The organism is Allobosea sp. NPDC055594 (assembly GCF_053618995.1).
The window spans coordinates 108,882-124,001 of record NZ_JBSHIO010000011.1 but is presented as its reverse complement, the minus strand read 5'-3'; the positions used below and the strand labels follow the sequence as shown (position 1 = coordinate 124,001).

General features: G+C 64.4%; 13 protein-coding genes, 1 tRNA gene and 2 pseudogenes. 10 read left to right on the top strand and 6 right to left on the bottom strand.

Annotated features, from left to right (window positions below; all coding sequences use genetic code 11):
- Positions 1–68: 68 nt before the first annotated feature.
- The 6 genes and pseudogenes from ACWGRX_RS20660 to ACWGRX_RS20635 form a co-directional block, all read left to right on the top strand.
- The gene (locus tag ACWGRX_RS20660; RefSeq protein ID WP_452119058.1) at positions 69–1,307 is read left to right on the top strand and encodes a M20/M25/M40 family metallo-hydrolase; all 1,239 of its coding nucleotides are present in this window, start codon (positions 69–71) and stop codon (positions 1,305–1,307) included.
- 4 nt (positions 1,308–1,311) lie between these two features.
- On the top strand, positions 1,312–2,583 hold the full coding sequence (locus tag ACWGRX_RS20655; RefSeq protein ID WP_452119057.1) for a M20/M25/M40 family metallo-hydrolase: 1,272 nt from the start codon (positions 1,312–1,314) through the stop codon (positions 2,581–2,583).
- A 77-nt stretch (positions 2,584–2,660) separates the two neighbouring features.
- Positions 2,661–4,256, top strand: coding sequence for a 5-guanidino-2-oxopentanoate decarboxylase (locus ACWGRX_RS20650; protein ID WP_452119056.1), 1,596 nt, complete (start codon positions 2,661–2,663; stop codon positions 4,254–4,256).
- Between the two features lie 80 nt (positions 4,257–4,336).
- Entirely contained in the window at positions 4,337–5,095 is a 759-nt protein-coding gene (locus ACWGRX_RS20645; RefSeq protein ID WP_452119081.1) for a LamB/YcsF family protein, read from the top strand.
- A 49-nt stretch (positions 5,096–5,144) separates the two neighbouring features.
- Entirely contained in the window at positions 5,145–6,074 is a 930-nt protein-coding gene (locus ACWGRX_RS20640; RefSeq protein ID WP_452119055.1) for a dihydrodipicolinate synthase family protein, read from the top strand.
- Between the two features lie 182 nt (positions 6,075–6,256).
- A pseudogene (locus tag ACWGRX_RS20635) lies at positions 6,257–6,657 on the top strand (transposase); the annotation flags it as partial.
- An 85-nt stretch (positions 6,658–6,742) separates the two neighbouring features.
- Here ACWGRX_RS20635 and ACWGRX_RS20630 read toward each other — a convergent pair.
- The 4 genes and pseudogenes from ACWGRX_RS20630 to ACWGRX_RS20615 all read right to left on the bottom strand — a co-directional run.
- Positions 6,743–7,207: pseudogene (locus ACWGRX_RS20630) on the bottom strand (IS110 family RNA-guided transposase); the annotation flags it as partial.
- 128 nt (positions 7,208–7,335) lie between these two features.
- Complete coding sequence (locus tag ACWGRX_RS20625) at positions 7,336–7,689, bottom strand: DUF3768 domain-containing protein (protein ID WP_452119054.1); 354 nt, start codon at positions 7,687–7,689, stop codon at positions 7,336–7,338.
- Positions 7,686–8,735 (bottom strand): hypothetical protein, encoded by a 1,050-nt coding sequence (locus ACWGRX_RS20620; RefSeq protein ID WP_452119053.1) that lies wholly within the window; start codon positions 8,733–8,735, stop codon positions 7,686–7,688. Before ACWGRX_RS20620 ends, ACWGRX_RS20625 begins: the two co-directional genes overlap by 4 nt.
- A gap of 111 nt (positions 8,736–8,846) precedes the next feature.
- Complete coding sequence (locus ACWGRX_RS20615) at positions 8,847–9,440, bottom strand: hypothetical protein (RefSeq protein WP_452119052.1); 594 nt, start codon at positions 9,438–9,440, stop codon at positions 8,847–8,849.
- A gap of 67 nt (positions 9,441–9,507) precedes the next feature.
- Here ACWGRX_RS20615 and ACWGRX_RS20610 point away from each other — a divergent pair, with 67 nt between their 5' ends.
- Entirely contained in the window at positions 9,508–9,753 is a 246-nt protein-coding gene (locus tag ACWGRX_RS20610; RefSeq protein ID WP_452119051.1) for a helix-turn-helix domain-containing protein, read from the top strand.
- Positions 9,754–9,761: 8 nt separating this feature from the next.
- Here ACWGRX_RS20610 and ACWGRX_RS20605 read toward each other — a convergent pair whose 3' ends face one another.
- Positions 9,762–10,301: a tyrosine-type recombinase/integrase gene (locus tag ACWGRX_RS20605; protein ID WP_452119050.1), complete on the bottom strand. Its 540-nt coding sequence runs from the start codon at positions 10,299–10,301 to the stop codon at positions 9,762–9,764.
- Between the two features lie 434 nt (positions 10,302–10,735).
- Positions 10,736–10,825, bottom strand: a tRNA-Ser gene (locus ACWGRX_RS20600).
- Between the two features lie 63 nt (positions 10,826–10,888).
- Here ACWGRX_RS20600 and ACWGRX_RS20595 point away from each other — a divergent pair.
- The 3 genes from ACWGRX_RS20595 (at position 10,889) to ACWGRX_RS20585 (ending at position 15,046) form a co-directional block, all read left to right on the top strand.
- Positions 10,889–11,353, top strand: a complete 465-nt coding sequence (locus ACWGRX_RS20595) for a hypothetical protein (RefSeq protein ID WP_452119049.1) — start codon at positions 10,889–10,891, stop codon at positions 11,351–11,353.
- Positions 11,354–11,716: 363 nt separating this feature from the next.
- Positions 11,717–12,697, top strand: a complete 981-nt coding sequence (locus ACWGRX_RS20590; protein ID WP_291638951.1) for a TAXI family TRAP transporter solute-binding subunit — start codon at positions 11,717–11,719, stop codon at positions 12,695–12,697.
- Positions 12,698–12,880: 183 nt separating this feature from the next.
- Positions 12,881–15,046, top strand: a complete 2,166-nt coding sequence (locus ACWGRX_RS20585; RefSeq protein ID WP_452119048.1) for a TRAP transporter permease — start codon at positions 12,881–12,883, stop codon at positions 15,044–15,046.
- The last annotated feature ends 74 nt before the right edge of the window (positions 15,047–15,120 follow it).

Here is a 15,120-nt window from a genome sequence, read left to right as displayed (position 1 = left end):
GCCGTGCACGCCAGCGTTCCCGGGAACGCTCCAGAAAACATCATTTTGGGTTAGTCGAAAGCACTCTCATGAGCGCAGAAACACTCACGTCCTGGATCGACCGGGATCGCGACCAGCTGGTGAACTTCCTGCGGGACCTGATCAGGGCCCGCAGCCCAAACCCACCCGGCGACACCGTCGAGGCCGCAGGCGTGATCTCGCGCTATCTCAAGGCGCAGGGACTCGAATATCAGGCCGTGGAACCGCTCAAGAGCGCGCCCAACATCGTCTCTTCCTTCACGGCGGGTAGCGGCGGCAGGCACCTCGTGCTGAACGGCCATCTTGACACCTATCCCTGCGACGATCCCGAGGACTGGAGCAGGGCGCCGTTCGGCGGCGACATCGCCGACGGCCGGATCTACGGGCGCGGAGCCAGCGACATGAAGGCCGGCACCGCCGCCATCACCATTGCCTTTGGCTACCTTGCGCGGCTGAAGGATCAGTTGAACGGGCGGCTCACCTTCACCGCGGTTTCCGATGAGGAAACCGGCGGGCGCTGGGGCGCGAAATACCTGATTGACCATTGCGACGTCGTTGGCGATTGCCTGCTCAACGCCGAGCCCGGCGCGCCCACGACGATCCGCTTCGGCGAAAAGGGATCGCTCAAGCTCCGTTTCGGCGTTCGCACGCTGGGGTGCCACGGCGCCTATACTCATAAGAGTAAGAGCGCGAACAAGCTCGCGGCCGGCCTGATCGCTGGCCTCGAAGAGATCACCGAGCTGCCGGCTGCGACCAGTGACAATATTCGCCGCATGCTGACGCACGCGTCTCCGGAATTCGACCGGGTCCACGGTGCCGGCGCCGCGAGGGTGCTCGGCGAGTACACCGTGAACGTGGGCGTTGTGAAGGGTGGCGTGAAGATGAACATGCTCCCGGCCGCCTGCGATTGCGACGTCGACATCCGCATTCCGATCGGCGGATCGATCGCTCAGGCACAGGCCAAGGCTGCCGAGATCGCCGCGCGCTTTCCCGAAGTCGAGATGTCGCTACTCGCCAGCGATGAGGCCAGCTGGTCCGATCCGGACCATCCGCTGCTCGAAGCCATGAAGACGGGCTGCGAGCGCATCATCGGCGGCGATGTCGCCGTCGTCACGAGTTTGGGCGCGACCGATGCCCGGCACTGGCGGGCGGCCGGAGTTCCTTCATTCACTTACGGGACGACCGCGACCAACGTCGCGATGGCGGATGAGCACACGCTGATCGAGGAGTGGGTGAATGTCGTGAAGGTCCACGCCTTGTCCGCGTATGGCCTGCTGGCGAGAGGGTGAGATCATGGAAGACATCGTCAAGGCCGAGCTGATCGCGCAGGTGGACCGCGATCGCGACATGATGATCGCGTTCCTCAGCGAATTCGTCCGCGCCAAGAGTCCCAACCCGCCGGGAGATACCCGGGACGCGGCGGCCTGCGTCACGCGCTTCCTGGAGGCGCGCGGACTCGACTACAGGATCGTCTCGCCGCATGCGGAGATGCCGAACGTCATCGCGGCATTCGATGCCGGTGCTCCGGGGCGCCACCTCGTTCTCAACGGGCATATCGACGTGTTCCCCCTGCCGCGCTCCGACGGCTGGACGCATGATCCATGGGGCGGCGAGGTCAGCGACGGCAAGATCTGGGGCGTCGGCTCCTGCGACATGAAGCAGGGTACCGCTTCGATCCTGTTCGCCTATGCCTATCTCCACAAGTTGCGCGACCGCTTGAAGGGGCGCCTCACCCTGACGGCCGTCTCGGACGAGGAAACCTTCGGTCCCTGGGGCGCTCGCTATCTCATGGACCATTGTCCCGAGATTCACGGTGATTGCTGCTTCAATACGGAACCCGGCGCCCCAACGACCGTGCGCATCGGTGAGAAGGCCCCGATGTGGTTGACCTTCACGGTGAAGACGCCAGGCGCTCATGCCGCCTATACCCACAAGAGCGAGAGCGCGACCAAGATCGCCGCCCGGCTCATCGCGGAGCTCGAGCAGATCGGAGACCTGTCCGTCGACTTGCCGCCGCAGGTCGCCGCAGCACTCGACGCCGGCAGTGCGGAGATTGACCGTGTCCATCTGCCCGGCGCTGCCGAAGTGATGCGCAAGTTCACCCTCAACATCGGCATGTTCGAGGGCGGTTCGATGGTGAACATGCTTCCCGGGCAATGCCGGTTCGACGCCGATATCCGGTTGCCCTTCGGCATGACGAAGGAGCCTGTCTACGAGCTGATCGGCCATATCCTGAAGAACTATCCCGAGGTCACCATGGAGGTCGTGATGGACACGGCCATCCCGGCCTGGTCCAGCCCGGACCATGAGATCGTCCGCTACGTCCAGCAGAACGCAAAGGCCGTTGCCGGGCGCGACGTCCTGCCGATCACCAGCCTCGCCGGAACCGATGCGCGGCTTTGGCGCTATGCCGGCATCCCCGCCTACAGCTACGGGACGACGGCAACCAATGTCGCCATGCCGGACGAGCATGTCGACATCGAAGAATGGATGTCGGTGGTCAAGACGCACCTGCTCACGATCTACGACTACATGTCGACCGATGGCGGGGCAGTAGGAGCGTGATCCGTGTGATCTCCCTGGCACGCCTTGGCTCGCGGGGGCGTGCGCGCCACAGGTCGGCATCTGGCAGGAATTGAGCGATGGAATTGTCTTGTGCGCAGGCGGTGATCGACGCGATCGCCGGTAAGGGCGTCGACACGGTCTTCGGCATCCCCGGCGTCCATACGCTCGAACTCTACCGGGCGTTGGCGAACAGCGGCATGCGCCACGTCACGCCGCGGCACGAACAGGGCGCGGCCTTCATGGCCGACGGCTATGCCCGCGCCAGCGGCCGTACCGCGCTTTGCGTGCTGATCTCGGGCCCGGGATTGCTGAACGCTGCCACGGCCATCGGTCAGGCCTATTCCGACAGCATTCCCATGCTTGTGCTCGCGACGGTGGTCGGCAGGGCCGATCTCGGTCTGGGCCGGGGTCGGCTGCATGACATGCCCGACCAGCTCGCGACTCTGACCGGCATGCTCCGGGACCAGGCTCGCCGCATCAGCCATCCGTCGCAGGCACGTGCGCTGGTTCATGCGATGACCGCACGCCAGGCCGTCGGCCGTCCGCGCCCGGCCTATATCGAGATCCCACTCGATATCGCCGCAGAGCCATGCCCGGCCGACGGCGCCTCGCGGGACTCGGCAAGCCTGTGGCCGCCGGCGGCGGCGCCGGAAGCTATCACCGGCTCGGCGGCGATCCTGAAGGCTTCCGAGCGGATCGTCTTCGTCGCCGGAGGTGGCGCAGTCGGGGCCAGCGATGTTCTGGATCGCCTGGCGCAACGCCTCGGCGCGGTCGTGATGACGACGATCGCCGGCAAGGGCGTCGTGCCGGAAACCGCCGGCTACAGCCTCGGCGCCGGCCTGAATCACGCGCCGACCCGGCGCGTTCTCGACGAGGCCGATCTGGTCGTCGTGGTCGGCTCCGAACTCTCGAGCCCGGATCACTTCATGGATTTCATGCCGATCGAGGCGGCGATGATCCGGATCGACCTCGACGCCGAGGTGCTCGGCCGCGACTATCCCGTGAGAATCGCCATGCTCGCGGATGCGCGCACGGCACTCGATCAGATCGAACAGGCTCTGGGCGACGCGCCCGCCCGCCCCTGCTGGCGCGCTGATTGCGCCGCCCTTCGAGAGGCGCGACGGGCGGAGCTGCGTCGGAGCCATCCACAGCATACCGCCATACTGGACGTGCTGTATCGGGAGTTGCCCGAAGACACGGTCGTTGCGACCGATATGACCCAGCTCGCCTATACCGGCAATGGCTACTACCCCTCCGGCAGGCCTAGCAGCTGGCTTCACCCGGTGGGCTTCGGCACCCTCGGCTACGGTCTGCCGGCGGCGATCGGCGTCAAGCTGGCCTTACCCGACAGGCCCGTCGTGGCGCTCGCGGGGGACTATGGCGTCGGCTTCACCTTGTCGGAGCTGGCGACCGCGTCGGATCTGGGTCTCAACTTGCCACTGATCGTCTGGAACAATGGCGGGCTGGGCCAGATCGCCGATGACATGGATCTTCGCGCCATTCCACGTCTGGGGGTCGAGATCCAGCCTCCGGATTTTGCCGCGCTCGCTCGGGGCTACAATGCCGGCTATAGCCGCATCGCGGAGATTTCAGCTCTCGGGCCGGCTCTGGCGGCCGCGCTTGGCGCATCACGGCCGACCATCATAGATATCGTCACCGGCGACGGCTCCTGACCGGGACCATCTCTTCAGGACAATTAAGCTCTGGCCTATCACGACGAGGTGCTCGGGCCGATCCTCAGGAGCGGATCATGATGAAGATCGATCTCAATGCGGATGTCGGCGAAAGCTTCGGCCCTTGGACGATGGGCGACGACGCCGCCATGTTCGACATCGTGACGACGGCGAACGTCGCCTGTGGCTTTCATGCCGGTGACCCCCAGGTCATGCGCGCGACGGTCGAGCTTGCACTAGGCAAGAGCGTTGCCGTCGGCGCCCATCCGGGTTTCGCTGACCTAGCGAATTTCGGCCGCCGACGCATGCCAGGGCTGACGACGCGCGAGCTGGAAAACCTGATCGCCTATCAGGTCGGCGCATTCGCCGCGGTCGCAGAACTCGGCGGGCATCGCATGACACATGTGAAGACGCACGGCGCCCTCGGCAACATGTGCAACGAGGATGAGAGCCTCGCTCTCGCCGTCGGGCGCGGGATCAAGGCAGCTACCCCTTCAGCCTTGTTCCTGGTCATGCCCGGCATGCCGACCGAGAGGGCGGCCGAACGTTTGGGGCTCTCCTATTTCCGCGAGATCTACGCTGACCGGACCTACGATGACAACTTCAACCTGACGGATCGCTCGAAGCCAGACGCTGTCATTCATGATCCGGCATCCGCCACGCAGCATGTGATGCGCATGCTGGAGTCCGGCGCTGTCATCTCCGTTACCGGCAAGAAGCTCCCCGTCGCGATCGATTCGATCTGTCTGCATGGCGACAACCCGAATGCCGTCGCTGCGGCAAGGACATTGCGCGCAACGCTTGAGGCCGCCGGCATCACCATTGCCGGCCACCGGTAGTGCGCAGCTTAGCCGAGCGATCTGGTCGCCGGCATTTGAAAGGCAGGCCATGACTTTGACCACTGAAGCCGGCGGCGTCTTCCCGATCGCCCCGACCCCGTTCATGCCCGACGGCACTGTCGACTGGAACTCGGCCGACAAGCTCTTCGAGTTCTATGCCGATATCGGCTCGGACGGCGTCACCGTGCTCGGCATCATGGGCGAGGCGCCCAAGCTCGAGCCGGAGGAATCGGTCGGCCTCGTCAAGCGTGCCGTCGCCAAGATGTGCGGCAAGCCGATCATCGTCGGCGTTTCGGCTCCGGGCTTCGCCGCGATGCGCTCGCTCGCCCGCCAGGTCATGGACCTCGGCGCCGGTGGCGTGATGATCGCGCCGCCGCCGAGCCTGCGCACCGATGACCAGATCACCGGCTATTACGCCCAGGCCGTCGAGGCGATCGGCACCGACATCCCCTTCGTCATCCAGGACTATCCGCTGACGCTCTCGGTGGTGATGACGCCCGCCGTCATCCGCAAGATCATCCAGGACAACCCCTCCTGCGTGATGCTGAAGCACGAGGATTGGCCGGGGCTTGAGAAGATCTCGGCCCTGCGCAAGTTCGAGGCCGAGGGCAGCCTGCGCCATGTCTCGATCGTCACCGGCAATGGCGGCATCTTTCTCGATTTCGAGATGGAGCGCGGTGTCGACGGTGCCAATACCGGCTATGCCTTCCCGGAGCTGCTGATCGACGTCGTCAGGCTGAGCAAGGCCGGCAAGCGCGACGAGGCGCATGACATCTTCGACGCGCATCTGCCGCTGATGCGCTACGAGCAGCAGCAGGGCGTCGGCCTTGCCGTGCGCAAATACACCATGATGAAGCGCGGCATCCTCGCCCATGACGCGCAGCGCAAGCCGGGTTCCGCCCTGTCCGCCGCGGCCAAGGCCGAGGTCGATTACCTGCTCGCCCGCCTCGCCAGGCACGATCCGCGCGCCGAGCTCTGAGCCTGTCCGGCAAGGCTTTCCGCGACGCAACATGGCGGCGCTCCGGTCGAAGCCGGAGCGCCGCTTTTGCTTGGCGCCCCGCTGCGGCCGGGCGTGTCCGCCGCCGTCAGGGCCCTTGATGCAGATTAGGGGTTTTCGGGAAGGGAGGATTTCTGGATCATCGCAGCCATTATGGAGCGCAGATGAGACAGAACTCCGGGCCGGAGAAAGCACCGGCAGAGCAGGTCGTGAAGGACATCCGGCGAGCGACCCGCCGGCAATTTTCGGCCGAAGAGAAGATCCGCATCGTTCTGGAAGGCGTGCGTGGCGAGGAGAGCATCGCCGAGCTATGCCGGCGCGAAGGCATCGCCTCCTCGATGTATTACGGCTGGTCGAAGGAGTTCCTGGAAGCCGGCAAGCGGCGCCTCGCGGGCGACACGGCGCGCGCGGCAACCCCCGACGAGGTCAAGGAGCTGCGTTGAGGCACAGGCGCTGAAGGAGGCCGTGGCCGATCTGACCCTGGAAACCGCCTGCTCAAAAAAAGCATGCTGGCGGATGGGGAAGACGACACATGAGATATCCCGCATCCGAGAAGGCCGAGATCAGGCCAGCCAACACAGCCCGTGCTTCACCCGGCAAAGTGTGTCGTCCGGATCGCGCACGACCGTGATCAGATCCGCGCCCCTACTGATCCCCACTCCGGCGACAATGCCAAACTCGGACAGATGCGCTCGCAACGCGTTGATGGTCTGGTTGCGCTGGCGGACGATCAGATTCCGGATTTTGAGAACCATGGCCTCCGACTGTTGTGCTGCCGTCTTCACCGGAACGAAGCGCATGCTTGGCCTACAGACAACTTCGCAGATCGCCTCCGCATCGCCAGAGTCGGTCTTGCCACGCTTGACATACGGCTTGACGTAAGCTGGCGGCATCAGCCGCACGCGGAGCCCAAACGCAGCGATCTCGCGGGCCCAGAAATGTGCCCTGCCACACGCCTCCATACCGACGAGACAGGGCTCGAACTTCGAGAAAAACGTCAGGACTTGCGATCGACGCAACTGCCGCTTCACGACGACCGAGCCGTCTGCGGCGATCGCGTGGACCTGAAAAACCTGCTTCACCAAGTCGAGGCCAACAACCTGAATCTGCGACATGGAAAATCCCCTCGGCGATAACCATCACTCCGGAACATAAATCCCGATCAGCGCTGCCGCAAAGCGGAGCCGTTCCACATCATCATGCTTCAGGCTGAACCAATTCAACGGGGGTGGATCACTCTGATTCAATAATCTTCTGCTAACATAATTGTCAGCACGCGTGTGGTAACGGTTTGATCGGCTGGATTTTCCGATCCCGCGGTCATCTCGCGATTGTAGTAATCGATCTTGAAGAACACTTTTTCGCCATCGAGGTCGAATGCACCGAAGTCGTGTTCGCCAAAAGGGTCGTTTCTTTCGTCGAAGGCGCCGAACCCGCGCACCTTGCCCACGATGGCCTTTTGAGCTTTGCTGCCGAGCGCGATCACGCTGGGCGTGACCCTGATGGCGCCGCCGACGAACGTCTGGCGCAATTCGTCGTTGAGGCGCCGGATGATGGCCGTGATCTTTTCGTCAGCGGCTTCGATTCGATTGTTCATGAAATGTTCCTTTGTGCATCGAGAATGAAGAGGCGAACGAGGAGACTTGACTTGGCGTTGCCGCCGGGCAGCACAAAGCCGTCGTGAGGGATGAGCCGGTGCGCCAGGCGGCGCTGGCCTTGCTCGAGATGCAGCAGGGGCACCTGCCGGGCTGCCAGCGAGCTGCTGGCGAATGAGGCCGGCAGGTTGCGACGAAAATGCGCAGCAGCCAGGATCGGAGCGCCATCCAGCGCGGCGCTGGCGCCCGCGATGCCATGGCGCTGCCAATAGCCGTCGCGCCCAGGACGGTCGAACTCATGAATGGCGATCAGGCCGAGATCGGGAGGGCTCACCTGGAGCATGGCGAGCCAGCGACGCAGGTGCTCCTGTCGCTCGGCTTGCCGCAGGGGCCGAATGCGCCCCTTGGCGTCACTGACCAGCCGCAGCGCCGACAGCGCGGCAAAGCGCGAACCGTGGAGCGCGCGAACGGCAAAGGCATCATAGCATGCCAACAGGAGGGCACGCTGACCGTGTCGCAAGGTGACGATGCGGCCGGGCTCATCGGCATCGTCCAAGTTAGCCCAGAACACCGGATCCTCGCCCCTGGTCTCGCTGGCGACGGGGAAGGCCTTTCGGGCGAGGCCCACGAGCTCGCCATGCTGCCAAGCGGCAACCAGCTGATCTCCGGCCAAACTTGTGTCGATCGGCTCGCTGTCGATGCCGACGATGAGGGTGACACCTGGCCATCGGCGATCGAGAAGCCGCGATGCCGCAGCTCCGCCCAATCCGGCATCTTGCGTCATCAGCATCGCCCGGCGATCGGCCGGCGAATGGCGTCCGATCGGAGCAGCCAGGCGAAAGAACCCGCCGGGCAGGAGGATGGCATCGACCTCAGGCCAGGTCGATTGCTGCGCCAATGCCTCGATCAGGCGATCGAGCAGCAGGATGCGCTTGCTCATACGCGGCATCGGATAGGTGTCGCGGCCGCGAACGCAGACCGTGACAATATGCAATGGCGCAACGTCGCGAGCCGCAGACATGCGGCCGCGTTCATGATCATTGATCATGTCGGCTAGGCTCCAATTGTCGGAAGAAAGCGCCGCGGACTGGGACCGGGGCGTCAGAAAGCATAGATCGCGGCAGAGGCTAGACGGACTGCGCCGCCATACCAGACCAGGTCACTGGACCTCGATGAAATAGCGGCCGGCATCCTTGTCGAGCCATTGAAAGCTCGACGTGTAGCCGAGCTGGCCCTGGTTGGTCAGAACTGTGTGCTGGCACTTGCCCTGGAGCACCAGCTTGGAGAACTCATCGGTCAGCTGACGATAGACGGGCATCTCGGCATAAGATGTGCCATCGAGCACCTCGATAGCCTCGAACCCGCCACGCCGGGCGGCTGGACTGTTGTTGAGGGCCTCGCGTACGGCGCGCTTCATGAAGCTGCTATCGCAGACTGGAAAACCATCTTCGGCGAGCTCTGGACGGGCTGTCCTTCCTTCGAGTTGATGCAGCCCGTTCCAGCCGAGCAGGATGAGGCCGAACACGGTGATGAAGGCCTTGCGGCTGTTTGTCATCGTGCCTTGGCCGATAGCGCCGATCGGGCCACTCCAGATCAAAACAAGGAACAGGACACAGAGCCCGGCGCCGAGCCAGAACTCGACGCCAAGCAGCAGGAGCGCAATTACCCATAGGGCGAGCGCTATCCAGAATCGTCGATACCAAGGCATCTTGCTGGGTTGCAAAGCGGGCGCTGGCGAAGGCGTCTCTGTCATGCTGGATCTCCATTTTTGAACCATAAACGCTGTAGTCAAAAACGCGTCAAGACGGCGTCTTGCGTGTGTGAAGAGAACGCGTGAAAGCCCACTGCGAAAGGTCGTCGCCGAAAATGTCCGGCGACTGCGGCAGCTGCGCGAAATCAGCCAGGAGGAGCTGGCGGACCGGGCCGCACTCCATCGGACCAATGTCAGCAAGCTCGAACGCGAGCTGCACGCGATCTCGATCGACAATCTCTATTGGATCGCAAAGGCGCTCGGCGTGGCGCCGGAAGAGCTGCTGCGCGATCCGCGGTCGAGACCGCCGGCTTAGCGCCCCACCTACAGCAGGCTAATCAGCTTGCGCTGCGCGTCACTGTCGCCGTCGATGTAGCGCTGGGTCGTCTCGATCGAGCGATGGCCGGCAAGCAATTGTACATCGCGCAGCGAGGCTCCGGCCTTATGTGCCTTGCGAGCCGCCGTGGTGACGAAGGTCCGTCGTCCTGAATGTGACGAGCAGCCTTCCAGGCCGACCTCGCGATAGAACGCGGTGAACCAGTTGACGATGCTGTTTGCCCGCATCGCTGCGCCGCGAAACGACCGGATCACCGGCTGATCGGGCGCGCCGCCTCCAGCCGGCAGCGACCGCCGAAGCCCGACCAACGCCAGCCGCAGGTCGCGATGGAGCGGAATCCGGCGGCCGCCGGCATATTTGCTGATCGCCGCCTCGAGGCAGATCAGATCGCCGATGCGGCCATCGGCACGCAGCACCATGCCCCAGCGCAGCTTGGCGATCTCGCCTGCCCGCAGGCCAGCATAGACCGACAACAATACAATCGTCTGGTCACGCTCTGGCCAAGCCGACAAGCGCGCCCGCGCCATCGCCCTGCCCAACATAGCAGCCGACAGCGTCTTAGCTTGACGCCCAAGCATGAAAATCTCCAAGGGAAGAATGTTGCGCAATTCTAGATGGCGCAAAATAATAATATATCAGTATTAAAAAAATGTCAATACTTATATAATTGCAGTAACGGGCCGCGCAATCTGCCTGATTTGTGCAGGAATTACACCAAGTCAATTATTGCATTATAAATTAGCCTCAACGGGCGCATAAATCAGCGTCTACTTCAATTCGCCTGCTCGCGCACTAAAGGCAGCCGCAGAGCGCGCTGGCCGAATCGCCTGCCCCGTCGAACGCGAGTTCGGAGCAAAAAGAATCAGACCTGCGAACGGAGATCAAGTTTGTGGGTCAATTCGCATGCCGCGCGCGTAGGCAAAGAAAAAACCCTTGCAAAACAAGGGATTAAATAATGAAATGGCGGACAGGGCGGGATTCGAACCCGCGATACGGTTTCCCGTATACACACTTTCCAGGCGTGCGCCTTCAACCACTCGGCCACCTGTCCGGCGCGCTGCTTATGACCTCCGGGCCCACTTCTTTCAAGTGCCGAAACTGACGATTATGCGGGTTGCGGCAAAATCGCGTTTGGCGTTGCAATGACGCGGGTGCGGGCGCACATCGAGCGCATCGGCGGGCGGTGGCGGAGCAGGCGCGCGCAGCGGGGCCGAAAACCGGCCTGCGCTGGCGCTGCCGGCGGGATTTGGGGGATGGCTTGCGCTTTCTGGTCAGGGTTCTCGGCTATCTTCTGGTCGCGGGCGGCTTCATTGTGCTGCTGACCGACGGCGCACGCTCGATCGCCAATTCCGCGCTGCGCTTCACCGCGCTTGGCGAAACCATGGCGGCCCTGCTGGGGGATCGTTTCCGCCAGCTGCAGCCGGGAATCGAACGCAATCTGCATCCGCTGCTCTGGGATCCTGTCTTGGTGCATGTCCTGCTCGTGCCGACCGCTCTCGCCGGGCTCGCGCTCGGCTTCCTGCTGCTCTGGCTCGGCAGCGAGCCCAAGCCGCTGATCGGGATCGTCACACGAAGGTGAGGGCGACGCCGGCGCCTCGCGGGTCTGCCGGGTGATCGTTCGCAGATCGGACTGGGTGTTTCGCCACCGGCAGCCGGCCGCTTTCACCGCGGAGCCTGCGCCTGCCTGGCGTTGAGTTGCCGGCAGTGCCTGGCCTCGGCCGGGAATACGGTGCAGCAAAAAGGTGCAGCAAAAACAAGGCGGTCCGCGCTCTGCGACCAGCCCGCAAATCGGGATCCGGCCCGTTCGATCAGGCGCTTTTCGTCGGTCCCCACCATGTCGGCCTGTCGGGAGGTGCCGCAATTCGAACATAATTCGGTTCAGGGCCTCTTGATCCCCGGCGCAAACTCTCCGAGGGTCGGCGGCTTGAACCGGAGATTTGCTATGAACTCGAAGCTTAAGAAGCGCCTCGGTGGGATCGGCCTCGGCCTCGGCGCGATCGCGCTGGCCGCCGGTGTCGCGCTGGCGCAGGCGCCGGCCTTCTTCCGCATCGGCACGGGCGGCACGGCCGGCACCTATTACCCGATCGGCGGGCTGATCGCGAACGCGATCTCGGCGCCGCCGCAGCTGGTCTCGACGGCGGTCGCGAGCAATGGCTCGGTCGCCAACGTCAACGCCATCGTCGGTGGCGCGGCCGAATCCGGCTTCGTCCAGGCCGACGTCGCCTTCTGGGCCTATTCCGGTACCGGTGTCTATGAGGGCAAGCCGAAGGTCGCAGATCTGCGTTCGATCGCCAATCTCTATCCGGAGAGCGTCCATCTCGTCGTGCGCAAGGCGGCGAATGTGAAGGGTGTCGCCGACCTCAAGGGCAAGAAGGTCTCGCTCGACGAGCCGGGCTCCGGCACGCTGCTCAACGCCAAGGCGATCCTCGCCGCCTTCGGGGTCACAGAGAAGGACATCACGGCCGAATATCTCAAGCCCAACCAGGCGGCCGAGAAGATGAAGGACGGCTCGGTCGACGCGTTCTTCTTCACCGGCGGCTACCCGGCCGCGGCGATCTCCGAGCTGGCCTCGACCGGCTCGGGCATCGACATCCTGCCGATCACCGGCGCTCCCGCCGAGAAGCTCGCCAAGGAATCGCCCTTCTTCGCCGCGGACGAGATTCCGGCCGGCACCTACAAGGATGTCGGCGCGGTCAAGACCGTCGCGGTCGGCGCCCACTGGATGACCTCGGCCAAGATCTCGCCCGACACGGTCTACGCCGTGACCAAGGCGCTCTGGAGCGACAAGACCCGCGCCGCGCTCGACGCCGGCCACGCCAAGGGCAAGGCGATCCAGAAGGCGACTGCGCTTTCCGGCCTGCAGGGCGTGCCGCTGCATCCGGGTGCCGAGAAGTTCTACAAGGAAGCCGGGCTGCTGAAGTAAGCGCGCCTAGCCAGACCAGCAACGCCGCCATCGCGCGCGGCCGAAGGATGCTCCGGGATCGAGCGGCAGGCGCTTTTGCCTGCCGGGCGGTCCCGGAGGCGCTTTCGCCGCGCTGCGGCGGCGAGGCTTTTTCCAGACCGACCTGGCAGGCTCCGCCGCCGGACGCGACGCCGAGGACGAGAGATGACGACCCAGCCCTCCGCTGCCGAACTCGCCAAGCTCGAGGAAGAGCTCGATCCCGAAATGCAGTTCCGCAAGGTGCCTCACGGCACCGCGCTGCTGATCGGCGCGTTGCTGCTCGCGCTCTCGGCCTTCCACTACTACACGGCGGGCTTCGGTCTGATGCGCGAGACGACGCATCGCGGCATCCATCTCGCTTTCGTGCTCGGCCTGATCTTCCTCGTCTTCTCCGGGCGCAAGAGCGACGCCGGCACGGTTCACCCTTCGACCATGCTGCGTCCCGGCGGCGTGCCGATTTATGACTGGCTCTTTGCCGTCGCGGTCGCCTTCGCCAGCCTCTATGTGCCCTATGTCTTCGAGGACCTGGTGTTCCGGGTCGGCAATCCCTCGACGCTCGACGTCGTCATGGGTTCGATCACCATCATCCTGATGATCGAAGCGACGCGCCGGGCGATCGGCTGGGGCCTGCCGCTGATCGCGCTCTTCGCCATCGTCTATGCGATCTTCGGGACTTGGTTCCCGGGCATCTTCCTGCATCCGGGCGCGACCTGGTCGAACCTCGTCAACCATCTCTATTTGACCAGCCAGGGCGTCTATGGCGTCGCGCTCGGCGTCGTCGCGACCTATGTCTTCCATTTCGTGCTGTTCGGCGTGCTGGCGACGCGGGTTGGGCTCGGCCGGCTCTTCCTCGGCGTCGCGGCGGCGGTGGCAGGGCGTTTCGCCGGCGGGCCGGCCAAGGTCTCGATCTTCGGCTCGGCCCTGTTCGGCATGATCTCGGGCTCCTCGGTCGCCAACACCGTCACGGTCGGCTCGCTGACCATCCCGATGATGATCCGGCTCGGCTATCAGCGGCACTTCGCGGCCGCGGTCGAATCGACTGCGGCGACGGGTGGGCAGATCACCCCGCCGATCATGGGCGCGGCCGCCTTCCTGATGGTCGAGTTCCTCAACCTGCCCTATGCGACGATCGTCATCGCGGCGATCATTCCCGCCTGCATGCACTTCTTCGGCGTGCTGATGCAGGTGCATTTCGAGGCCAAGCGCAATGGCATGCGCGGCATGACCGATGCCGAGGCGCCGAATCTGCGGGAGGTCTTCGCCCGCGACTGGCCGACGCTGGCGCCGCTCTTCGGCCTGATCGTCGTGCTCTTCACCGGCTACACCCCCTATCTCGCCGCCTTCTGGGGCATCACCGGCTGCATGCTGGTCGGCCTCGCGCATTACCGCGCCGGTGCCGCGCTCGTCTTCGCCCTGGCGATCGGCGTGGCGGCGCCGACCGAGTTCCTGCGCGTGCCCGGCGTCAATCTTGGCCTGACCCTGGCTGCCTTCGCCGTCATGTTCCATGGCGTGCTGCTGCGCTCGGAAGAAGGCCGCAGACGCGTCAACGACATGGTCGACGCCTTCGTGCTCGGTGCCAAATACGCCATCGGCGTCGGCGCGGCGGCGGCGACCGTCGGCATCATCGTTGGCGTGGTCACGCTGACCGGCGTCGGCTTCAAGATCTCCTGGATCGTCACCTCGCTGGCCGATCAATGGGCCAATGGCTTGCTCGGCTTGGTGCCGTTCCTGCCCTTCGACATAAAGAGCGCGACTCTGTTCTTCACGCTGCTGCTGACCGGCGTGGTCTGCATCCTGCTCGGCTGCGGCGTGCCGACCACGGCGAACTACATCATCATGGTGACGGTGGCGGCGCCGGCGCTCGGCATGCTCGGCGTCAACCCGCTCGTGGCGCATTTCTTCGTGTTCTATTACGGGGTGCTCGCCGATGTGACGCCGCCGGTCGCGATCGCCGCCTATGCCGGCGCGAGCATGGCCGGCGCCGATCCGTTCAAGACCGGCAATACCGCCTTCCGGTTGGCGCTCGGCAAGGTGCTGGTGCCCTTCGTCTTCGTGTTCTCGCCCTCCATGCTGATCATGGCGCCGGGCTTCACCTGGACGGAGCTGATCGGCTCGACCGCCTCCTGCTTCGCCAGCATCACGCTGCTTTCGGCCGCCTTCGCCGGCTGGCTTCTGGCGCCATTGGCGATATGGGAGCGCTGGCTCCTCGCGCTCGCCGCCTTGCCGATGATCCTGGCGACGCCGATGAGCGTCGGCGCCGGTCTCGCCATCGCCGCGCCAGTGCTGCTGCGGCAGCTGCTGGCGCGCAGGGCGGCGGTCGCTCCAGCTTGATAGTTCCCGGTATGTTCTTGCAACCTTGACGCGATTCCACTAGCTTCACGGTGCGGGAACTGGGGTGGCGCGAA